General features: G+C 49.7%; 15 protein-coding genes and 6 pseudogenes. 9 read left to right on the top strand and 12 right to left on the bottom strand.

What is annotated here, in order from left to right:
* From DZ54_RS19240 to hutC, 10 genes and pseudogenes are all read right to left on the bottom strand, one after another.
* Positions 1 to 480, bottom strand: a pseudogene (locus tag DZ54_RS19240) (MATE family efflux transporter); the annotation flags it as partial.
* A 215-nt stretch (positions 481 to 695) separates the two neighbouring features.
* The gene (locus tag DZ54_RS0105035) at positions 696 to 899 is read right to left on the bottom strand and encodes a CPXCG motif-containing cysteine-rich protein (protein ID WP_021023665.1); all 204 of its coding nucleotides are present in this window, start codon (positions 897 to 899) and stop codon (positions 696 to 698) included.
* Positions 900 to 976: 77 nt separating this feature from the next.
* Positions 977 to 1,629: pseudogene (hxpB, locus tag DZ54_RS19245) on the bottom strand (hexitol phosphatase HxpB).
* A 35-nt stretch (positions 1,630 to 1,664) separates the two neighbouring features.
* A complete protein-coding gene (locus tag DZ54_RS0105045) occupies positions 1,665 to 2,534 on the bottom strand; it encodes a fructosamine kinase family protein (RefSeq protein ID WP_025673299.1) in 870 nt (289 codons plus the stop codon).
* Between the two features lie 142 nt (positions 2,535 to 2,676).
* Positions 2,677 to 4,206 (bottom strand): annotated as a pseudogene (gene hutH / locus DZ54_RS19250) (histidine ammonia-lyase).
* Positions 4,203 to 5,904: pseudogene (hutU, locus tag DZ54_RS19255) on the bottom strand (urocanate hydratase). The pseudogenes hutH and hutU overlap by 4 nt, the downstream one beginning before the upstream one ends.
* A gap of 2 nt (positions 5,905 to 5,906) precedes the next feature.
* Positions 5,907 to 6,542 carry a formimidoylglutamase gene (locus tag DZ54_RS27045; protein ID WP_338053705.1) on the bottom strand — a complete coding sequence of 212 codons (636 nt, stop codon included), beginning with the start codon at positions 6,540 to 6,542 and terminating at the stop codon, positions 5,907 to 5,909.
* The gene (locus DZ54_RS27050) at positions 6,509 to 6,925 is read right to left on the bottom strand and encodes an arginase family protein (protein ID WP_338057028.1); all 417 of its coding nucleotides are present in this window, start codon (positions 6,923 to 6,925) and stop codon (positions 6,509 to 6,511) included. The genes DZ54_RS27045 and DZ54_RS27050 overlap by 34 nt, the downstream gene beginning before the upstream one ends.
* A complete protein-coding gene (gene hutI / locus DZ54_RS0105065; protein WP_025673300.1) occupies positions 6,922 to 8,172 on the bottom strand; it encodes an imidazolonepropionase in 1,251 nt (416 codons plus the stop codon). The genes DZ54_RS27050 and hutI overlap by 4 nt, the downstream gene beginning before the upstream one ends.
* 118 nt (positions 8,173 to 8,290) lie before the next feature.
* Positions 8,291 to 8,995, bottom strand: a complete 705-nt coding sequence (gene hutC, locus DZ54_RS0105070) for a histidine utilization repressor (RefSeq protein WP_025673301.1) — start codon at positions 8,993 to 8,995, stop codon at positions 8,291 to 8,293.
* Positions 8,996 to 9,238: 243 nt separating this feature from the next.
* On the opposite strand from hutC, the gene thrS reads away from it, so the two are divergent.
* From thrS to DZ54_RS0105095, 5 genes are all read left to right on the top strand, one after another.
* Positions 9,239 to 11,167 carry a threonine--tRNA ligase gene (thrS, locus tag DZ54_RS0105075; RefSeq protein WP_025673302.1) on the top strand — a complete coding sequence of 643 codons (1,929 nt, stop codon included), beginning with the start codon at positions 9,239 to 9,241 and terminating at the stop codon, positions 11,165 to 11,167.
* Between the two features lie 3 nt (positions 11,168 to 11,170).
* A complete protein-coding gene (infC, locus tag DZ54_RS0105080) occupies positions 11,171 to 11,716 on the top strand; it encodes a translation initiation factor IF-3 (protein ID WP_081721594.1) in 546 nt (181 codons plus the stop codon).
* Between the two features lie 95 nt (positions 11,717 to 11,811).
* Positions 11,812 to 12,006: a 50S ribosomal protein L35 gene (gene rpmI / locus DZ54_RS0105085; protein ID WP_025673304.1), complete on the top strand. Its 195-nt coding sequence runs from the start codon at positions 11,812 to 11,814 to the stop codon at positions 12,004 to 12,006.
* A 36-nt stretch (positions 12,007 to 12,042) separates the two neighbouring features.
* Positions 12,043 to 12,396 carry a 50S ribosomal protein L20 gene (gene rplT, locus DZ54_RS0105090; RefSeq protein ID WP_025673305.1) on the top strand — a complete coding sequence of 118 codons (354 nt, stop codon included), beginning with the start codon at positions 12,043 to 12,045 and terminating at the stop codon, positions 12,394 to 12,396.
* A gap of 167 nt (positions 12,397 to 12,563) precedes the next feature.
* Positions 12,564 to 12,854, top strand: coding sequence for a hypothetical protein (locus tag DZ54_RS0105095; RefSeq protein ID WP_025673306.1), 291 nt, complete (start codon positions 12,564 to 12,566; stop codon positions 12,852 to 12,854).
* A 48-nt stretch (positions 12,855 to 12,902) separates the two neighbouring features.
* Here the strand turns inward: DZ54_RS0105095 and DZ54_RS0105100 are convergent, their stop codons facing one another.
* Both DZ54_RS0105100 and DZ54_RS0105105 read right to left on the bottom strand, forming a co-directional pair.
* A complete protein-coding gene (locus DZ54_RS0105100; protein ID WP_025673307.1) occupies positions 12,903 to 14,291 on the bottom strand; it encodes a peptide MFS transporter in 1,389 nt (462 codons plus the stop codon).
* A gap of 323 nt (positions 14,292 to 14,614) precedes the next feature.
* Entirely contained in the window at positions 14,615 to 15,643 is a 1,029-nt protein-coding gene (locus DZ54_RS0105105) for a lipoate--protein ligase (protein WP_025673308.1), read from the bottom strand.
* A 310-nt stretch (positions 15,644 to 15,953) separates the two neighbouring features.
* Between DZ54_RS0105105 and pheS the strand changes: the two are divergent.
* The 4 genes and pseudogenes from pheS (at position 15,954) to ihfA (ending at position 20,056) form a co-directional block, all read left to right on the top strand.
* Positions 15,954 to 16,936, top strand: a pseudogene (gene pheS, locus DZ54_RS19265) (phenylalanine--tRNA ligase subunit alpha).
* Positions 16,937 to 16,955: 19 nt separating this feature from the next.
* Positions 16,956 to 18,967, top strand: a pseudogene (gene pheT, locus DZ54_RS19270) (phenylalanine--tRNA ligase subunit beta); the annotation flags it as partial.
* Positions 18,968 to 19,102: 135 nt separating this feature from the next.
* Complete coding sequence (locus DZ54_RS27350) at positions 19,103 to 19,357, top strand: phenylalanine--tRNA ligase subunit beta-related protein (protein WP_420804835.1); 255 nt, start codon at positions 19,103 to 19,105, stop codon at positions 19,355 to 19,357.
* A 402-nt stretch (positions 19,358 to 19,759) separates the two neighbouring features.
* Positions 19,760 to 20,056, top strand: a complete 297-nt coding sequence (ihfA, locus tag DZ54_RS0105125; RefSeq protein ID WP_025673309.1) for an integration host factor subunit alpha — start codon at positions 19,760 to 19,762, stop codon at positions 20,054 to 20,056.
* Positions 20,057 to 20,265 lie beyond the last annotated feature (209 nt).

A 20,265-nucleotide genomic window follows, 5' to 3' on the forward strand; every position in this document is an offset into this window, starting at 1 on the left:
CACATCGCGGCGTGGTGAGTGACATCCCTTCGCATAAATTACGAATGGATTGGAACACCAAGAAGGCGGGCACCGCCAGATCACCGCATGCAAGTAGCCAATGGTTTTTTCGGTCAGCGCCGCTTCCACATCCATGAGGTTAATAATGAAGCCCGCTTTATAAAGAATAAGTCCAATAGGCACGCTTAACAGCAGTGCCATATAGAGGCCTTGCTGAAATTGAAACGGAATGGCGGTAGCTTTGCTCGCGCCATTGAGTTGCGCAATCATGGGAACCATGGCCATTAACAGGCCAATCCCAAACAAGATCGCGGGCATCCATATACTTGAGGCAACTGCGACTGCAGCCATATCGGTGGCACTATAACCACCCGCCATGACCGTATCGACAAACCCCATCGAGGTTTGCGCTATTTGGGCAATAAAAACAGGCACACTGAGCCGAATAATGGCTCTTGCTTCATCATGGTATTGCTGCACGTTGGCCTCAAGATATTTACGTTAAAGGAGGGAGGAATCGATTGCGCGCAATTATACGTGCCAGAGGGCGCGAAAAGAAAGCAAAAGCCATGTCAATTTTGCGTCAGTCACGATGACAAACATGACGGAAGATAAGGTCGCGACGCGAGTCCAAACGCAGATTGCGTTGGTTAGCGTCGCATTGGTTGCCGTCATTACGATCATGCGATACGTGACTAAAAAATTTGCTCGTCATCCGCATCAACAAATAGGTTGACGGTTTTATGTAACTCATCAATTTGCATGTTGTAGTGCACCGCATTGCAGCAGTTGGGGCAATCTTCGTAAAATTCTTGATTGCCGCCACTGAGATCAAGTGTGAGATCAATCCGGTGTCCACAGTGTGGGCAGCTTACTAGCCGGTCAGTTATATCATCCATCGTCACAGCCCTTCTTTTATGACAAAGCGGTTACTGTGAGTATAGATGAGATTTATTGTCTTACCGTGTATCGCTGCTTACAGCGACACGAGGTTCTCGGCACTAAAAGCTTTTAGGCTGGCAAGCTTTTGATCGGCAATCACAAAACGAGGATCTTCCCACTCATGTGCGGCGGGTACCACAATGGTTTTCATCGAAGCGGCTTTGGCAGCAAGCAGACCGGTAAAAGAATCTTCAAAGGCCACACATTCTTCAGGCTCTACACCCAAGGCGATGGCGGCGTTAAGATACACTTCCGGATGGGGTTTACCGTGCTTCAACTCACCGGCCGATTTTACAACTTCAAACGCGTCGCTAAGCCCTAGTGCATCTAATGTTGGATAGATGAGCGTCAGTGGCGACGACGACGCTAAAGCGATTTTCAAACCCGCTTGGTGGCAAATTGCCAAGGCTTCTTTAACGCCAGGCATGATGGGCTTTTCATCTTTTACCAGCTCGACCACGCGTGCGACAATCCGCGCTTGCACGTCGGCATTCGATGGCCCCTGCCAAGGTTGAGTACGTGCGTAGTATTTCACAATCTCATCAATCCGCACGCCTGTGGTGTCACGTGTATCTTGTAAACTAATAGAAACGCCAAGCTCGGTTAATACATCAATTTGTGCCCGTTGCCAGAAGGCTCTGAGTCGACCAACAGGCCATCCATATCAAATATCGCGGCAGATAACATCGCCAACCTCATTCTCAGTATGTGTGTCTGGCATCCTACACCGTGAGTGCGAGTTTTGTCAGCAACTGTTCGGCTTGGGCAAGGTAGGGACCACCAAATAAATTAACGTGGTTGAGCACATGATAAAGGTTGTAAATATCTTTTCGTTGTTGATACCCCTCGTCTAATGGCCATTCGGCATGGTAGCCGTTATAAAAGCTTTGCGGGAAACCACCAAAAAGTTCGGTCATGGCGATATCGGCTTCGCGATCGCCCCAATAGCAGGCCGGATCAAATAGCACGGGGCCGTTGACCGATAAACCGACGTTGCCTGACCACAGATCGCCATGGAGGAGGGCAGGTTTGGGGCGATGATTAGCCAGTTGTGCTTTGACGCCATGAATGATGGTATCAATGTCGCCCAAATGCAGTGATTTTTCTGCTGCCAGTTGCAGCTGCCAGCCAATCCGTTGCTCGGCAAAGAAATGACACCATTTGCGGTGCCAGCCATTTCTTTGTTCGTTGGTGCCGATAAAATTGTCGTCATCAAAACCGTATTCAACTTGCTCTCCCCAGCGATGATGACGCGCCAGTTGCTGGCCAAATAGGTAAGCGTGAGTGTCATTGAGCGATTTAATCGGTAGGAAGTTGAGTACCAATGCGGCACTGTCTTTCACCGGTCCAACAAAATACACCCGTGGGACATGAATGTGCTCACTCATTGCTAGTTGACGCAGGCCTTCGGCTTCGGCCTCAAATGTGGGCAGACATTCTCGCTGGTTGATTTTAACGAAAAAGCGCTGCTCGCCCCCGTCGCTAATGCAATAAGCATCGTGGATGTCGCCGCCGCTGATGGCGGTTTTTTCTCTGATCTCAAAATCAATATCGAGCAGTTCGGATAAATGTAGAGACAGTGCATGCCACATAAGCGACTCCGTTACATCGAGGTGAGGGTGAAGTAACTGCAACTGTCTACATATTAGCCTATTTGGGCTTTTGTTTTCTGTGGAGATGGCGACAAATTCAATAAAAAACGACTCATAAAGAGCCGTTTTTGCGAATGAATGTTTATAGGCTGGGGAGCAAGCCGGTGGGCATCAGCCGGTTATAGGTCCCGGTTTGCACCAACGCATTAGCCTTTTCGATATCGGGCGCAAAGTAGCGGTCTTTATCGTAAAACGGCACCACGCCACGTAGCTCGGCTTTGGCTTGTTCTAAGCGCTCAGAGGTTTGATTGGGAGCGCGAAAATCAATCCCTTGGCTGGCGGAAAGTAGCTCAACGGCCAAAATACCGCGGGTATTTGCACTCATATCACGTAGCGACGCGCAGCAAACGTCGCCATAGAGACGTGATCTTCTTGGTTCGCCGAGGTAGGCAAGCTATCGATGGATGCTGGGTGCGCCAGGGTTTTGTTTTCGCTCGCCAGTGCAGCGGCAGTCACTTGAGCGATCATAAAGCCGGAATTCACTCCACCATTGTTGACCAAAAATGGCGGCAGTTTGCTCAAGTTGCTATCAATTAACAACGCCATGCGACGCTCTGACAAACTGCCGATCTCGGCAATGGCTAACGCAAGATTATCGGCCACCATCGCGACCGGCTCGGCGTGGAAGTTGCCGCCGGAAATAATATCACCATCTTCCGGAAACACGAGCGGGTTGTCAGAGACGGCATTGGCCTCGGTAGTGAGCACACCAGCGGCGTGGCGAATTTGTTGCAAACACGCGCCCATTACTTGTGGTTGGCAGCGCAATGAATAAGGATCTTGTACCTTTTCACAATTTTGATGGCTATTACCAATCTCGCTGCTTTCGGCCAACAAGTGACGATAAGCGGCAGCGGCATCCATTTGTGTTTGATGGCCGCGTACGGCATGAATGCGCGGGTCAAACGGACGGCGACTGCCAAGTGCGGCCTCCACCGAGAGTGCACCGCAAACGGTAGCCGTAGCATACAAGTCTTCGGCTTCAAATAAGCCTCAAGGGCAAAGGCAGTAGAAGCTTGAGTGCCGTTAAGCAGCGCCAGACCTTCTTTTGGCCCGAGCGTGATGGGGGATAAACCCGCAATTTTAAGTGCTGCTTCGCCAGAAATTACCTCGCCTTTATAGCGCGCTTGGCCTTCCCCGAGTAGCACCGTGCTCATATGCGCCAATGGTGCGAGATCGCCCGAGGCGCCGACTGAGCCTTTTTTGGGAATGCAGGGATACACTTCACGGTTAACCAGCGCTGCCAGTGCTTTCACCACTTCGAAACGGATCCCGGAGTAACCGCGCGCCAAGCTAGCAATCTTAAGTACAATCATAAGACGCACGGTGGCGTCATCCATAAACTCGCCAATGCCTGCAGCATGAGATAGCACAATGGAGCGTTGCAGGGTTTCTAAATCGTCTAATTCAATCCGGGTATTAGCCAGCAAGCCAAAGCCCGTATTAATCCCATACACTACGCGGTCTTGAGCGAGGATGTCGGCGACGGTGTCGGTACTGGCTTTCATGGTGGCTTCAATGCCATCGGCAAAAGCGATCTGCACGGATTCACGCTTACTTGCCGTAATTGAGAAAGGGTGAGCTCACCCGGTTGTAATGTCAGTGTGGTCATTTGCTCTCCTTAGCGCAGGGTTGGTTAGGTAAATCCAGCAGCGGCAGATCAAGTTGTTCTTCTTTGGCGCAATCAATGGCAATGTCATAGCCGGCATCGGCATGGCGCATCACCCCTGTGGCCGGATCGTTTCTGAGCACTCGCGCTACACGTTGATGCGCCTCGTCGGTGCCATCACACACAATCACCACGCCTGAGTGTTGAGAAAAGCCCATGCCAACGCCACCGCCGTGATGTAATGATACCCAGGTTGCACCTGATGCAGTGTTGAGCATGGCGTTCAGTAAGGGCCAATCAGATACCGCATCCGAGCCATCGAGCATGCCTTCGGTTTCACGGTTAGGGCTGGCGACTGAACCTGAATCAAGGTGATCACGACCAATCACGACCGGCGCCTTAAGCTCGCCGTTCTTCACCATGTCATTAAAGGCAAGCGCCAAGCGTGCGCGATCTTTAACCCCAACCCAGCAGATACGGGCGGGTAAACCTTGAAACTGAATACGTTCTTTGGCCATGTCGAGCCAGTTGTGTAAATGTGGGTCGTCTGGGATCAATTCTTTGACTTTTTGGTCGGTTTTATAAATATCTTCTGGGTCACCGGACAGTGCCACCCAGCGGAATGGGCCAATACCTTGACAGAATAACGGGCGAATGTACGCCGGTACAAATCCTGGAAAATCAAAGGCATTATTAACACCCACTTCTAACGCCATTTGACGAATGTTGTTACCGTAATCCAAGGTTGCAGCGCCGCGTGTTTGCAGATCGAGCATCGCTTTGACTTGCACGGCCATTGAGGCCTTTGCTGCTTTCACTACCTCGGCTTCACTTTCTTTGCGCTGTGCCGCAGCTTGCTCCATGGTCCAACCTTGCGGCAAGTAACCGTTGAGTGGATCGTGGGCAGAGGTTTGGTCGGTGACCACATCGGGGGTGATATGACGTTCCACCAGCTCAGGGAACACATCGGCCGCATTGGCCAATAAGCCAACCGACACTGGCTTGCCTTGTCGTTTTGCTTCCTCAATCATGCCGAGTGCTTGGTCCAAAGATGTGGCTTTACGGTCGACGTAACCAGTACGCAAGCGGTAATCGATGCGGCTTTCATCGCATTCAACCGCAATCATGGAAAAGCCTGCCATGGTGGCGGCGAGAGGTTGCGCGCCGCCCATGCCGCCAAGACCGCCAGTTAAGATCCAGCGGCCGTTGGCGTCGCCATTAAAGTGTTTTTTCGCCATCCGCGACAAAGGTCTCGTAGGTGCCTTGCACAATGCCTTGCGAGCCGATGTAAATCCAGCTACCGGCTGTCATCTGGCCGTACATCATCAGCCCTTGTTTATCGAGCGCGTTAAAATGCTCCCAGTTCGCCCAATGCGGGACCAAGTTGGAGTTAGCAATCAGTACACGTGGTGCATCTTTGTGGGTAGGGAACACACCCACTGGTTTGCCCGATTGCACCAGCAAGGTTTGATCGTCTTCCAGGCGTTTTAGCACCTCGACAATCTTGTCGAAACATTGCCAGTTACGGGCGGCACGGCCGATGCCACCATAAACGACCAAACCATTCGGATGCTCGGCCACGTCTGGGTGAAGGTTATTCATTAGCATGCGAAGTGGGGCTTCGGTTAGCCAGCTTTTTGCATTGAGCTCAGGCCCGGTAGGGGCTTTCACGGTACGTGAGTCAAAACGTGGATCCGTCATGGTTACTCTCCTTGGTCATGAATCTGGGGCGACGACGCGTGTAGCATAGTCCACGCCATACGCGCCGCTAAGCGACTGGTTTGTTGGTCGCGATCATAGTTGGGGTTAACTTCAGTAATATCGCAAATAGGCACAGGGATCTGGTGTTGCTGAGCGACGGTGAAAAGGTGGCGAATGAGCGGCTCGATCACCGCGACTGGCACGCCGTAGGCCGCAGGGGCACTGACTCCTGGTGCGACACTGGCGGGAAACACATCCATATCGAGGGTCAGATAGAGATAGTCACAATCTTGAACAAACTGGGTAAGTTTGGTTTTTAATGCCGGTACGGCATCTGCGTCCATTTGTGTGTCTTCTTCGACCCAACAATGGAGCTGCTCGGCTTTGTCGAACAGAGCTTGGGTATTGCTGGTACGGCTCACCCCCAGGCAGGCGTAGTGGAATGGCCAGCCTTTTTTGTCACAATATTGCGCAATTTGTGCAAAGGGTGTCCCAGAGCTGCCGGCGTGACTGCGCCCTTGTGGCGTTCGCAAATCAAAATGAGCATCAAAGTTGATAATACCAATCTTAGGCTGCTGGTTGGGAGCAGAAGTACCGTGGCGCGCTAGGTAACTGGATAAGCCTGAAAGCTTGCCCATGCAGTTTCATGACCGCCGCCCAGGGTTAGTACCCGGTGCTGTGACAGAGCATGATGGATCTGCTGGCTCAACCTTTGTTGGGTGAGCACGAGATCGGCGTCATCACACATTACGGTTCCGCCATCATAGAGCGGCTGGCTGTTGTACCAGGCGAGGTTTGCCAATGCTTGTCGTAGCGTGTCGGGGGCGAGGGCTGCACCGAGACGTCCCTGATTGCGCGCCACGCCTTCATCACAGGCAAAGCCGTAGATCACAATACCGGGTTGCTGAGCGGCATTAGGATCATACGCATTAATGGTTTGGTGCAACCGGAGGCCGCGATCTCCGTCTTCTGGGTCGATGCGCCCTTGCCAAACGGCCATATCGACAGGTAAGTGTTTCATCCGCGACGCTCCTGATGGGCAGTGATCGGGTGTGTCGTCGCGGCGGGATGCCAGACACCGTTGACCACTCGCCCGATTAGGGGAGCAGTGCCGACCATATAACTGAGTTCGGCGGGCGTGTCGCACTGCCAAACGGCGAAATCCGCATCAAACCCGACTGCGATTTGTCCCTTGTGAGCTAAGCCCAATGCTTGGGCAGCATGGCGAGTCACACCGTACAGGTTCTCTTTGGGGGTGAGCCCAAATAAGGTGGAAGCCATGTTCATCATTAACGTTAGTGAGGCAAAAGGCGAGGTGCCTGGATTAAAGTCGGTGGCAAGCGCCATGGGCACCCGGTGTTCACGTAAGGCATCAATCGGTGGTATTTGAGTTTCACGCAAAAAGTAAAACGCGCCAGGCAGCAACGTTGCGACTGTACCGAACTCTGCCAATATTTGGGCGTCGGCCTCTGATAAATACTCAATATGATCAACTGACAAGGCACCCGCCTTTGCGGCTGCGACACTGCCTCCCAGATCACTTAGCTGCTCGGTGTGGGCTTTAATGTTGAGTCCATGGGCATTGGTGGCAGCATAGATTTTTTCCGCTTGATCGACGCTAAAGGCAATGTTTTCACAGAACACATCCACTGCGTCAGCAAGCCCTTGTTCTGCGGCTGCCGGAATCATGGTATTGCACACATAATCAATGTAATGATCGGCATCGTGTTGATATTCCGGCGGTATAGCATGAGCGGCGAGTAAGGTGGTAGAGACAGTCACCGGTAAATGTTGCTCGATGGCTTTAGCCACTCGTAGCATTTTTAGCTCGTCGTCGAGGGTTAATCCATAACCTGATTTGATCTCAATTGTTGTGACACCGTCACGTATTAAGGCTTCGGCACGTGGTAGGGCGAGGGCAAGTAATTGGGCTTCGCTCGCGGCGCGCGTTGCTCGGACAGTCGAAAGGATCCCGCCGCCTTGTTCAGCAATGGTTTGATAAGGCACGCCATTCAGGCGTTGCTCGAACTCACCGGCGCGATTGCCCGCAAAAACCAAGTGCGTATGGCTGTCAATCAATCCGGGGGTTACCAAGTTGCCGTTCAACGATTGCTTTGGCCAGTCAAGCTGCTCGGCGTCTTTGCCAAGCGCGACAATTTTGCCGTTCTCAACCGCAATCGCGCTGTGATCTTGGCATTGATAGCCGTCGGTATCGTCAATACTGCTGGCCATCGTGACCAGTTTTGCATCGGTAAATAGGTGTCTCATGGTGATAGCCTTACCGCTTATTAAATGTCTATACAAATGTATAGACAAATAAAGCGGTCGACGCAAGCGGGATGTAATAAAACGGTAAAAAGTTGTGACCGGCTCGATCTAAATAGGGTTATCTATCCGTTCTTGAGGTGAGTTTGTAGCGCGATCCTGGATGGTACAATAAGGCAGCACTGACCAAGGTTTGTTGGCTCCAAGTCCGGCGGTGTAATAATAAGCAGGGTTCGTCTGATCGCATCGCAAGGACTTGCTGAATGGCCGGAGTGGCTTGAATGGCTTCGACCGTATGCTCAATAGTATTAACCGGACAAACCGTCGACAGATACTCATTCGGTGTGGTTTGATTAAAATCTTGCGCTAAATAGTCGGGCGCTAATACTGGGTTGATCCAGCGCTGTTCCAGTTGTAATGGAATTGCATCACCATAATGGACAATTTCACTGTAAAAGACAGACGTTCCCACCATAACGCCTAACCGCATGGCGACATCAGCCGGCGCTGAAATGCGCTTCAATGTGTGAATATCACTGTGGTAGCTTTGCCCGCGAGCGTTGACTTCGTCGGCGACATTACGAATATCCATTAACGGGGATTCGGCTTTGGGCTCAGAGACAAATGTTCCCAACCTGGGCGTGCGTTCTAGTAGGCCTTCTGCGACTAAATCACGTACGGCTTTGTTCACCGTCATACGGCTAACGTTAAATTGATCGCACAATTCGTATTCGGTCGGAATACGTGTTCCCACTGGCCAAACCCGTGCCTCAATGTTCTCTTGGATAAAGTTTTTTATTTGTTGATAGCGGGGCGCACTGGCCATACATTGTCCCTGTTGTTATTGTGTATACAAATCAGCATCACTGAAGTCTAGTGCAAAATCAAGCGGATGATAGAGTGAATCATGCGGGGGGCGGGGGTGAAATTCTTAACGGGATGACTTGCATCACAAATGTCGGATCTTCATAATCAAAACCCTACTCACACTGTGCGGTTACTTACTAATCGTAAAATACATGTTCATGTGCCACTTGGTGTGTGGCACCACTGAGAAGGATTGTTACCAATGCCTCTAATTACTCTCCCTGACGGCAGTCAGCGTTCTTTTGACCACCCTGTTTCCACTTACGACGTTGCCAATGATATTGGTCCTGGTCTGGCTAAAGCCTGTATCGCGGGCCGTGTTGACGGTAAACGCGTGGATGCATGTGATTTGATTGAGCACGATGCACAGCTCGAAATCATCACCGCGAAAGATGACGATGGACTCGAGATTATTCGCCACTCGTGTGCGCACCTTTTAGGTCATGCAATCAAGCAACTATTCCCTGACACTAAAATGGCGATTGGTCCAACCATCGACAGCGGTTTCTATTATGATATTGATATGGATCGCTCGCTTACCCAAGACGATCTGGATGCGATTGAAAAACGCATGAAAGATCTGGTGAAAACCAAGTATCAAGTTGTTAAGAAAACGGTCAGCTGGCAAGACGCGCGTGACACCTTTGAATCACGTGGCGAACCGTACAAGATCGAAATATTGGATGAGAATGTCGCTCGCGATGACCGTCCGGGCCTGTATCACCACGAAGAATACATCGATATGTGTCGTGGCCCGCATGTGCCGAACATGAGCTTTTGCCAAAACTTTAAAATTTTGAACGTGGCTGGTGCGTATTGGCGTGGTAACAGCGACAACAAAATGCTGCAACGTATCTACGGCACGGCCTTTGCAGATAAAAAGCAATTGAAAGCACATCTAGTGCGTTTAGAAGAAGCGGCGAAGCGCGATCATCGTAAACTGGGTAAGCAGCTTGATTTGTATCATATGCAGCAAGAAGCGCCTGGGATGGTGTTCTGGCACCATAATGGTTGGACGATTTTCCGTGAGCTTGAGCAATTTATCCGCGCGAAGCTGACCAAATACGACTATCAAGAAGTCAAAGGTCCGCTGATCATGGACCGCGTGTTGTGGGAGCGTTCGGGACACTGGGATAAGTACGCGGACTATATGTTCACGACTAACTCAGAGAACCGTGAATACGCACTTAAACCTATGAACTGCCCAGGTCACGTACAGATTTTTAACCAAGGGTTGAAGTCTTACCGTGATTTACCGCTGCGTATGGCAGAGTTTGGGAGTTGTCACCGTAACGAGCCATCCGGTGCGTTACATGGTTTGATGCGTGTGCGTGGCTTTACTCAAGACGACGCGCATATCTTCTGTACTCCAGAACAAGTGCAAGAAGAAGTCAGTGCATGTATCGAAATGGTGTATGAAACCTACCAGACCTTTGGTTTCAACAACATCGAAGTTAAACTGTCGACTCGTCCAGAGACCCGTGTTGGGTCTGACGAAATGTGGGATCGCGCAGAAAAAGCCTTGCACGAAGCCTTGACGGCGATGGACATTCCGTTTGAAATTCAAGAGGGTGAGGGTGCGTTTTACGGACCTAAAATTGAGTTTACCTTACATGATTGCCTGGATCGTGCTTGGCAATGTGGTACAGTACAACTTGATTTCGCGCTTCCAGAGCGCTTAAGTGCCACGTATGTAGGTGAAGACAACGAACGTCACACACCTGTGATGATTCACCGTGCTATCCTCGGTTCGTTGGAGCGCTTTATCGGTATTCTGATTGAAGAATACGCTGGGCACTTCCCAACGTGGCTATCACCGCAGCAAGCTGTTGTGATGAATATCACGGATAAACAAGCAGATTATGCGCAAAAGATTGCGAAAAAACTGCAAAAAGCTGGATTTAGAGCCTCTGCGGACTTGAGAAACGAGAAGATTGGCTTTAAAATCCGCGAACACACTTTGAAGCGTGTACCGTATATGCTCGTTTGCGGTGACCAAGAAATGGAAGCTGACGAAGTGGCAATACGTACCCGTAAAGGTAAAGATTTGGGTAAAATTAAGATTGATGACTTCTTGGCACAACTGCAGCAAGAAGTGCAAGATCGAACACTCAATATTGTGGAGGAATAAGGTATTAAAGGCGCAAGAAAAGCCCCGGCAAAGAAAAACGCTCATCGTCTAAACAACGAAATTCGTGGTGTCAATGAAGTTCGATTGTCTGATGACAGCGGCGAACAACTGGGTGTCGTCCCTTTTGATGAAGCACTCGCCAAAGCGGAAGAGGCGACTCTTGACTTGGTTGAGATCAGTCCAAACGCTGAGCCGCCGGTTTGTCGTATCATGGATTACGGCAAATTCCTTTACGAGAAGAGTAAAGCTGCGAAAGAGCAGAAGAAAAAACAAAAGACTATCCAGGTTAAGGAAGTTAAATTCCGTCCTGGCACAGATGTAGGCGACTATCAGGTAAAACTACGCAACCTGGTTCGCTTCATTGAAGAGGGTAACAAGGTCAAGGTGACAATCCGATTCCGCGGTCGCGAAATGGCGCACCAAAGCATCGGTGTTGACGTGCTGAACCGCTTGAAGGAAGACACTGCTGAAATCGCTTTAGTAGAAAGTTTCCCGACTCGCATCGAAGGCCGTCAAATGATCATGGTCCTGGCCCCAAAGAAGAAGTAATTCTGGCTTCCAAGTAACAAGTGGCTGCGCCTGCTAGGTGCAGCCACTTTGTTCGCCAAATTGCTATATTATTAACACAATGCGGAGTTATCATCATGTCTAAGATGAAATCCAACAAAGGTGCTGCTAAGCGTTTCAAAAAAACTGCTGGTGGCTTTAAGTACAAGCGTGCAACCAAGCGTCATATCCTGACTAAACGTACTACTAAGAACAAGCGTCAGCTGCGTCCAAATGCTGTTCTGCCTGCGTGCGAAAACGCGCAAGTAGCTCGCATGCTGCCATACGCATAAGTTTTTAGTTTTATTATTTAGTTTAGGAGAGAAACAATGGCTCGCGTAAAACGTGGTGTACAAGCTCGTGCACGTCACAAGAGTGTAATGAAGCAAGCGAAAGGCTACTATGGTGCGCGTTCACGCGTTTACCGTGTAGCTTTTCAGGCGGTAACGAAAGCAGGTCAATATGCTTACCGTGACCGTCGCAACAAGAAACGTCAATTCCGTCAACTGTGGATCGCGCGTATCAACGCTGCGGCTCGCCAAAACGGTATGTCGTACAGCCGCCTGATTAACGGTCTTAAAAAGGCATCTATCGAAATTGATCGTAAGATCCTTGCCGATATCGCGGTATATGACAAAGCAGCATTCTCTGTATTGGTAGAAAAAGCGAAAGCTTCACTGTAAGTCTTACAGTAAAGAATTGCTAAAAAAGGAGAGCTTTGGCTCTCCTTTTTTGTTATTGCTGTGCGTCTAGATAATTAAACTTTTGCGCATAAAAATGTGCGCTAGCACTGCCTGCCTATTCCTATCATCATGATATAGTGCTTAAAAAGTGAAACAAAGGACACACGATGAACCAATACGTCTTTTTTTGTCAGCCGAACAACTGTGACCAGTTTACTTACTTGGTCAAGGAACACCTCAACTATCTTGCTGAAAAAGAAGCATTGTTAGAGCAGGGGTTGATCATTGAAGGGGAGGTCATTGTTGCCGACAGCGCAGAGACAGCGATTGAAAAATTTCGCCAGATTAATCTCAATGCAATCGAGGATTACATACAACACGATCCTACCGTTGGCTTTACGATCTTTATGATGGAAATGTATCATTCGCTGCGTCGCCGGCTTGGCATTAAATCATGAAAAAAGAGGCCAATCGGCCTCTTTTTGATTTTCCTAAAACCATACGGATTAGGCAATTTGTACTTGTTGTTGCTCGATCTCTTCACTGGGCGTGGCACCGGATTCGGCACCGTGCATCCAGCGGATTAGGGTGTTGGATAGTGTCAGCAAGATAACGCCTGAGACCGCAGCCGTGGCCGCAATACCGCCAAAAATAGCCATCGCACCATAATCACCCACATGCGAGCCAATGATGCCGGCAATGTAGTTGGCAATCGCGTTAAAGCCAAACCAAGCTCCCATCATCAATGACGCAAGACGAAGCGGCGCGAGTTTGGTGACCAACGATAAGCCAATCGGGGAGAGGCAAAGCTCGCCTAAGGTATGAAAGAAGAAGGCACCGACTAACCAAAACATCGACGTTTTCACTGTGGTGTCGCCGCCTTGCTCCAACACAGCGCCAATCATACAGACAAAACCGAGCGCTAGCATAAATAACGCTATGGCAAATTTCACCGGCGAGCTGGGCTCTTTAGGACCAAGGCGCACCCAAAGAGAGGCCGCGATAGGCGCACAGACAATAATGAAGAAGGGGTTGAGTGACTGGAACCATGCCGCTGGAATTTCAAACCCACCCACCATGCGATCTGTGTACTCTTGGGTATAAATATTCATCAAGCCACCAGCCTGTTCAAAGCCGGCCCAGAAAATGATCACGAATAAGCCCATCAATAAGATGACTTTAAGGCGATCGATTTCTTGTTTGGTCAATGGGGCATTGGTCTTAGAATGATTCGCATCGCGGGCTTGTTGTGCGGCCGGAACACGGCCTATTTCGCCTAGCCAAGAGTTGGCCATGGTTAGCTGGATGATCAAGCTGATCACCATACCAATCCCCGCAGCAAAGAAGCCATATTGCCAACCATACGCGCTGGTGACGGTGCCCGAAACAAAACCAGCTAATAAAGAGCCAATGTTGATCCCCATGTAGAAAATGGTAAACGCACCATCACGACGATGATCGCCTTCATGATAAAGGTCACCGACCATCGTCGAGATGTTGGGTTTCAGCAGTCCACAACCCGTGATGAGTAGTGCTAAGCCGGCATAAAGCGTGTGAACAATATCTAAACCATATTGGTGGGCTGGGAAAGCAAGGGTGAATTGACCGAGCGCCATCAGTGCGCCACCCACCACCACAGCGCGACGCTGACCGATAAAGTTGTCAGCAAACCAACCGCCAATGAGTGGTGTGATATAGACGAGGCCGGTGTAGTAGCCGTAAAGTTCTAGTGCATCTTTGGTTGACCACCCCAATCCACCGTTGATGGTTTGATCGGTGAGGTAAAGCACTAAAATCGCACGCATCGCATAGTACGAGAATCGCTCCCATAGCTCCGTGCCGAAAAGTAAAAAGAGCCCTCGTGGGTGACCGAGTATTGTTTTTTGGTTTTCCATAACTATTTAATTATTCGTGAGTTTTTGTTGGGTCTGCATTTCTTCAATCGGCGTGCAGTACATTGCCGAAACATCTGTCGAAAAGTTCACCTCCTGCAGTTTGTAACAAAACATGTAAAACTAGATTAATGTTTTTTTACCAAAATTAAAAACTATTATTCAAATGATAATGGCGTCATTAATGATGGTTTTTATTCAAAGGACGAAGTTTTATAGCAATGAGCAGCTGTCATCTATGGTGACGTGACAGCCGCTTGTGTCTTTGCTCGGGATCAAAAAGAGAGGAAATTATGTGATGGGAGTCACTTTTACTGAGTTGTGCGTCATGCAATGGCGTGGTGGAGCCACTGGGCAATATCCTGATACATGGCTTGATGTTCGGGATCAATCTCGGCTTGACGGGTGACAAATTGATACAGCGAGTCTGGATGATACCGCTGTCCGATCAACTGATTAGCCAGTGTTTCTAGCAGGTCTGGTGTCAGGCTATCGGTGAAGAGCTGACAGTCGACAATTTTGCCTTGGTGGACGTCGAGGTGAAGCTCCACGCCGCCCCAGTCAAATCGTTCATCGAAGGTATGCATAAACTGGGGGCTCTTGCCAAAATTCCACGCCCAGCTGCATTGCTTTTCATAGAGCGCATTAAAGCCTTCGACATCGGGCTTGGCCTCGGGAGAAATGTACTCAATCTCAGCGGTATGACCAAAGTGGTTGAAAAACGCGGTTTTAATCGCATTACACAAGGTTTGATGCTCAATGCCTGGCACATAGTTGGAAATATTCGCCACTCGCGCACGCACGGAAGTAATGCCTTTGGCTTGAAGTTTTTTAGGATCAGGATTGAGGTAATCGCCGAGTCGCGCCAAATTAGCGTTAATCAACAAGGTGCCGTGATGAAACCCGCGATCTTTGGTCTCTTTATAAGCTGATCCTGATATTTTGCGAGGACCGTTGGGCGTCTCCATGGTTAAGTCATTGCGTCCGCTGGCCATCGCCTCAATACCGAGTGTGTTTAGCGCATCCAGCACAATTTGTGTTGATACCGACTTATCGTAACCGGGCTTACCGGCCATAAAGGTAAAGTTGGTATTGCCGAGATCATGAAACACGGCACCGCCCCCACTTTGGCGGCGCGCTAAGACGACACCGTCTTGTTCCATTTTGCGGGTGTTGCATTCGCGCCACGCATTTTGGCCACGACCAATCACCACGGTGTTATCATTACGCCAAAGAAAGAGCACGTTTTGCTCTGCGGACATGGTTCGGAAAATCGTATCTTCCACCGCCAAGTTAAACCAAGGGTGGGTTGACGTGGAGATAAACACGCGTAAAGGGTGATGGTTGTCTTGCATACTGGCTCCGGATTCGTCGATATATTGGCTCGTAGGATAGCAAACTCTCCATCTGTGCCAACAAAATGGATAAACCGGTGGGTGATGGCGAGGAAAAATGGCTTAAATGCCGTTTAGCGTTTGGCATTAGTCGTGGCATTAATTAGTATGTAAGGTCAATTTATTACCTGTTCTCTCAGTCAATTGGCATTGAGGCGTATAACAAGGCGACTCTGTCAGTTTGCTCAGACAATGGGTGAAACCATGATGTCAGCAGGTATTGTCACGCACCTACCTGGTTTGGACTGCCCTACGGGTCGACGAGGAAACAATGCAACAATTAGAAGAAATTCTTGCGAATGCAACCAATGCGGTGGCCGACGCCGCCTCTGTGGCTGCATTGGATGAAGTCCGGGTAAAATACCTAGGAAAGAAGGGTGAATTAACCGCACAGCTTCAGGCATTGGGTAAATTACCCCCTGAAGAGCGCCGTGAAGCGGGTCAGAAAATTAATCAGGCGAAACAAACCGTACAGCAGACGATTGCTGAACGTAAGCAAGCGCTAGAGCGTGCAGAGCTTGAGGCTAAACTGGCCGCAGAAACCATCGACGTGAGCTTGCCTGGCCGTCGAATTGAAAACGGTGGTCTGCATCCGGTGACGCGCACGATTGAGCGCATTGAGCAATTTTTTGGCGAGCTTGGCTTTTCGGTCGAAGCCGGACCGGAAGTCGAAGATGGCTTCCATAACTTTGATGCATTAAACATCGCTGCGGATCATCCGGCGCGCACTGATCATGATACTTTCTTCTTCAACCCTGATTTGATGTTGCGTACGCATACCTCGGGCGTTCAAATTCGGACCATGGAAGCGGGCAAACCACCGTTCCGTATTATTGCACCGGGCCGTGTTTATCGAAACGATTACGACCAAACGCACACGCCCATGTTCCACCAAGTGGAAGGCTTGCTGGTCGACAAAGACATTACCTTTGCCGACTTGAAAGGTATTTTGAACGATTTCTTACGTAACTTTTTCGAGGAAGACCTCGAAGTGCGTTTCCGTCCTTCCTATTTCCCGTTTACTGAACCCTCAGCGGAAGTCGATGTACGCCGAAAAGGTGGCAAATGGCTAGAGATCTTAGGTTGTGGCATGGTTCACCCCAATGTACTGCGGGCGGTGAACATTGACCAGAAGAATACCAAGGTTTTGCCTTTGGTATCGGGGTAGAGCGCCTAACCATGTTGCGCTATGGCGTGAATGATCTGCGTGCGTTCTTCGAGAACGATCTGCGCTTTTTGAAACAGTTTAAGTAATCAGTGGGGCAAGGTAATAATGAAATTCAGTGAATCTTGGTTGAGAGAGTGGGTAAATCCAGCAAACGACACCGACGCGCTTGCCCACCAGATCACCATGGCCGGTCTTGAAGTTGACGAGATTGCCCCCGTGGCTGGCGAGTTTAGTGATGTGGTTGTGGGTGAAGTGGTTGAATGTGGCCAACACCCAGATGCGGATAAATTACGGGTCACTAAAATCAATGTGGGTAACGACGAGTTACTGGATATTGTCTGTGGTGCCCCGAATTGCCGCCAAGGCTTAAAAGTCGCGGTGGCGATGGTCGGCGCGGTACTGCCTGGAAACTTTAAAATCAAAAAAGCCAAATTACGTGGCCAGCCGTCATTCGGTATGCTGTGCTCGTTTACTGAGCTGGGTATCGATGTGGAATCGGACGGGATTATCGAGCTACCAACCGATGCACCCATTGGCACCGATATTCGTGATTATCTCGCGCTCAACGACGTGACCATCGATGTGGATTTGACCCCGAACCGCGCAGATTGCTTAAGCTTACGTGGCTTAGCACGTGAAGTAGGTGTGTTAAACCGTACTGATGTGACAGAGCCGACCATCACGCCGGTTGCTGCCAGCATTGAAGACAAGGTATCCGTGCGTATTGACGCCACTGATGCGTGTCCCCGTTATTTAGGCCGCGTGGTACGTCACGTTAACCTTAAGGCACAAACGCCTCTTTGGATGCAAGAAAAACTGCGCCGCAGTGGCATTCGTGCTATCGATCCTGTGGTCGATGTCACTAACTATGTGATGCTTGAGCAAGGTCAGCCAATGCATGCGTTTGATCTTGGCAAGATTGAAGGTGGCATTGTGGTGCGTCTAGCCGAAGAAGGCGAGTCACTGACCTTACTCGATGGCAATGAAGCCAAACTGAATGCGCAAACGCTCGTTATTGCGGATGAGAAAAAAGCATTGGCGATGGCGGGTATTTTTGGTGGCCAAGATTCAGGCGTGACCACTGAAACCCAAGACATTCTGTTAGAGTCTGCCTTTTTTGCGCCAGAAGCGATTCGTGGTCGTGCACGTAGCTATGGACTGCATACGGACTCTTCACACCGCTTTGAACGTGGTGTTGATCCAGCGCTTCAAGCCGCAGCGATGGAGCGAGCGACTGAATTATTGCTGGCTATCTGTGGCGGCGAGGCGGGCGAGATTGTAACGGCTGAGTCCACCGACACCTTACCAGTTCGTGACACTGTCACGCTTCGTCGTCACAAGCTAGATGGCTTGCTGGGGCATCACATTGATAACAGCGACGTCGACGCCATTCTGACGCGTTTAGGATGTGCGGTAACGACCTCAGATCAGGGCTGGGAAGCAACGGCACCAAGCTGGCGTTTTGATATTGCTATCGAGCAAGATTTGATCGAGGAAGTGGGCCGTATCTATGGCTACGACAACATCCCGACCCGTGCGCCGAAAGCTGCGCTCACTATGCGCGAATATAAAGAAGCGGCGATGCCACTTAAGCGTGTGCGCGATCTTCTGGTTGACCGTGGTTTTCATGAAGCGATCACCTATAGCTTTGTTGAACCTAAGCAACAGGCATTGATTGTGCCGAATGTAGCGCCGTTAATCCTGCCAAGCCCAATCTCTGCTGATATGTCAGCCATGCGCCTAAGTTTGTTGCCAGGTTTGCTTAATACGGTTGCTTATAACCAAAAGCGCCAACAACCACGCGTACGTTTGTTTGAGTTTGGTTTACGCTTCACGCCTGAAGGCGACATGAGCGGCGACATACGTCAAGAAAACATTCGCCAAGAGCGGATGCTGGCAGGGATCATTGCTGGAGCTGGTAGCGAAGAGCATTGGGATCTGACCAGCACAACCGTCGACTTTTTGACTTAAAAGGCGACGTAGAAGCGGTGCTTGAATTAACCGGTAAGTTGAACGACTTCCGCTTTGTGTCAGCATCTCACCCCGCGATGCACCCAGGCCAAACCGCGGCAATTGAGTTTGATGGCAAGGTTGTTGGCCACATTGGTACGCTGCACCCAGAGCTGGAACGTGAGTTTGGCCTCAATGGTCGCACCGTGGTGTTTGAGCTGGAATGGCAAGCGATTGATGCGCGCTTTATTCCTGAGGCGGCCGGTCTTTCCAAGTTCCCTGCAAACCGCCGTGATATTGCGGTGATTGCTGATGAGTCACTCGCATCAGGCGATGTCGTGGCCGCGTGTTTGCAAAGTGGCAATGCGCTGATTAAAGATGCGCAACTTTTCGATCTGTATACCGGTAAAGGGGTGGAAGACGGGAAGAAGAGCTTAGCGATTGCGCTTATCTTGCAATCGAGTGAGCGCACGTTGGAAGAGGCTGATATTAATGACGCTGTGTCGGGTGTTGTGCACCATCTTTCAGATAAACTGGGTGTAATCTTGCGAGATTAACCCCATTAACGCGAAAAAGCAGCGGCAACGCTGCTTTTTTTATGCCTAAATGGCTTAACATATATGCGTTTGAAAAACTGAATAAATTTGCTATATTTGTTCATTAAATGTTCAATAATTGATAAAAGCGTCTAATATCAGTAATAAGGACTGTCTGTTTATAGACCACCCAGCGGATAAGCGTGTAAAGTGTTGGTTTAAAAGGTCAATTTTTTGGACATGGCGTTTGATTTTTTCATGTAAAAAAGTTGGCGCAAATCAGCCAGTTGGCATACACTTGAGTCTAAGTGGTCCTCGAATGTCCCTAAAATACAAGGGCTAAAGAGGATGAGCCACGTGTAGAATGGTGGTGTCGATACTGCGGGATTGCCAATGTGTTAAACAATTCTTGAGGGAAAACCTATGGCGCTCACGAAAGCCGATTTGGCTGAGAACCTGTTTGAAAATATCGGGATTAGCAAACGGGACGCCAAGGATACAGTCGAAGTGTTTTTTGAAGAAGTACGAAGAGCGCTCGAAAGTGGCGAACAAGTCAAACTATCGGGGTTTGGTAACTTTGATTTGCGAGACAAGAATGAACGTCCCGGTCGAAACCCTAAAACAGGGGAAGATATTCCGATCACAGCGCGCCGCGTAGTGACGTTTCGTCCCGGCCAAAAACTTAAAGCACGAGTTGAAAATGTTGAGATTGAAAAGTAATTCAGCATCAGCTTGTTGGTGGTGACAGCACCACCATAGAAAGCCGTGGGCCTTTGGGTTCCTGACTGGCCGTTTTTAATTTTTAGTTCTCTATACCAATGGAATTACCACCAATTTGTCCAAGGGAATTAAAAAACCGACCTTGAATTCCACCCGGAACCTGGCCCCCAATTAGAAGGAAGGGCCTGAAGGAACTTGCCCAAAGGGCA

Origin of the sequence: Salinivibrio socompensis S35 (assembly GCF_000513715.1) — a bacterium.
Classification (GTDB): domain Bacteria; phylum Pseudomonadota; class Gammaproteobacteria; order Enterobacterales; family Vibrionaceae; genus Salinivibrio; species Salinivibrio socompensis.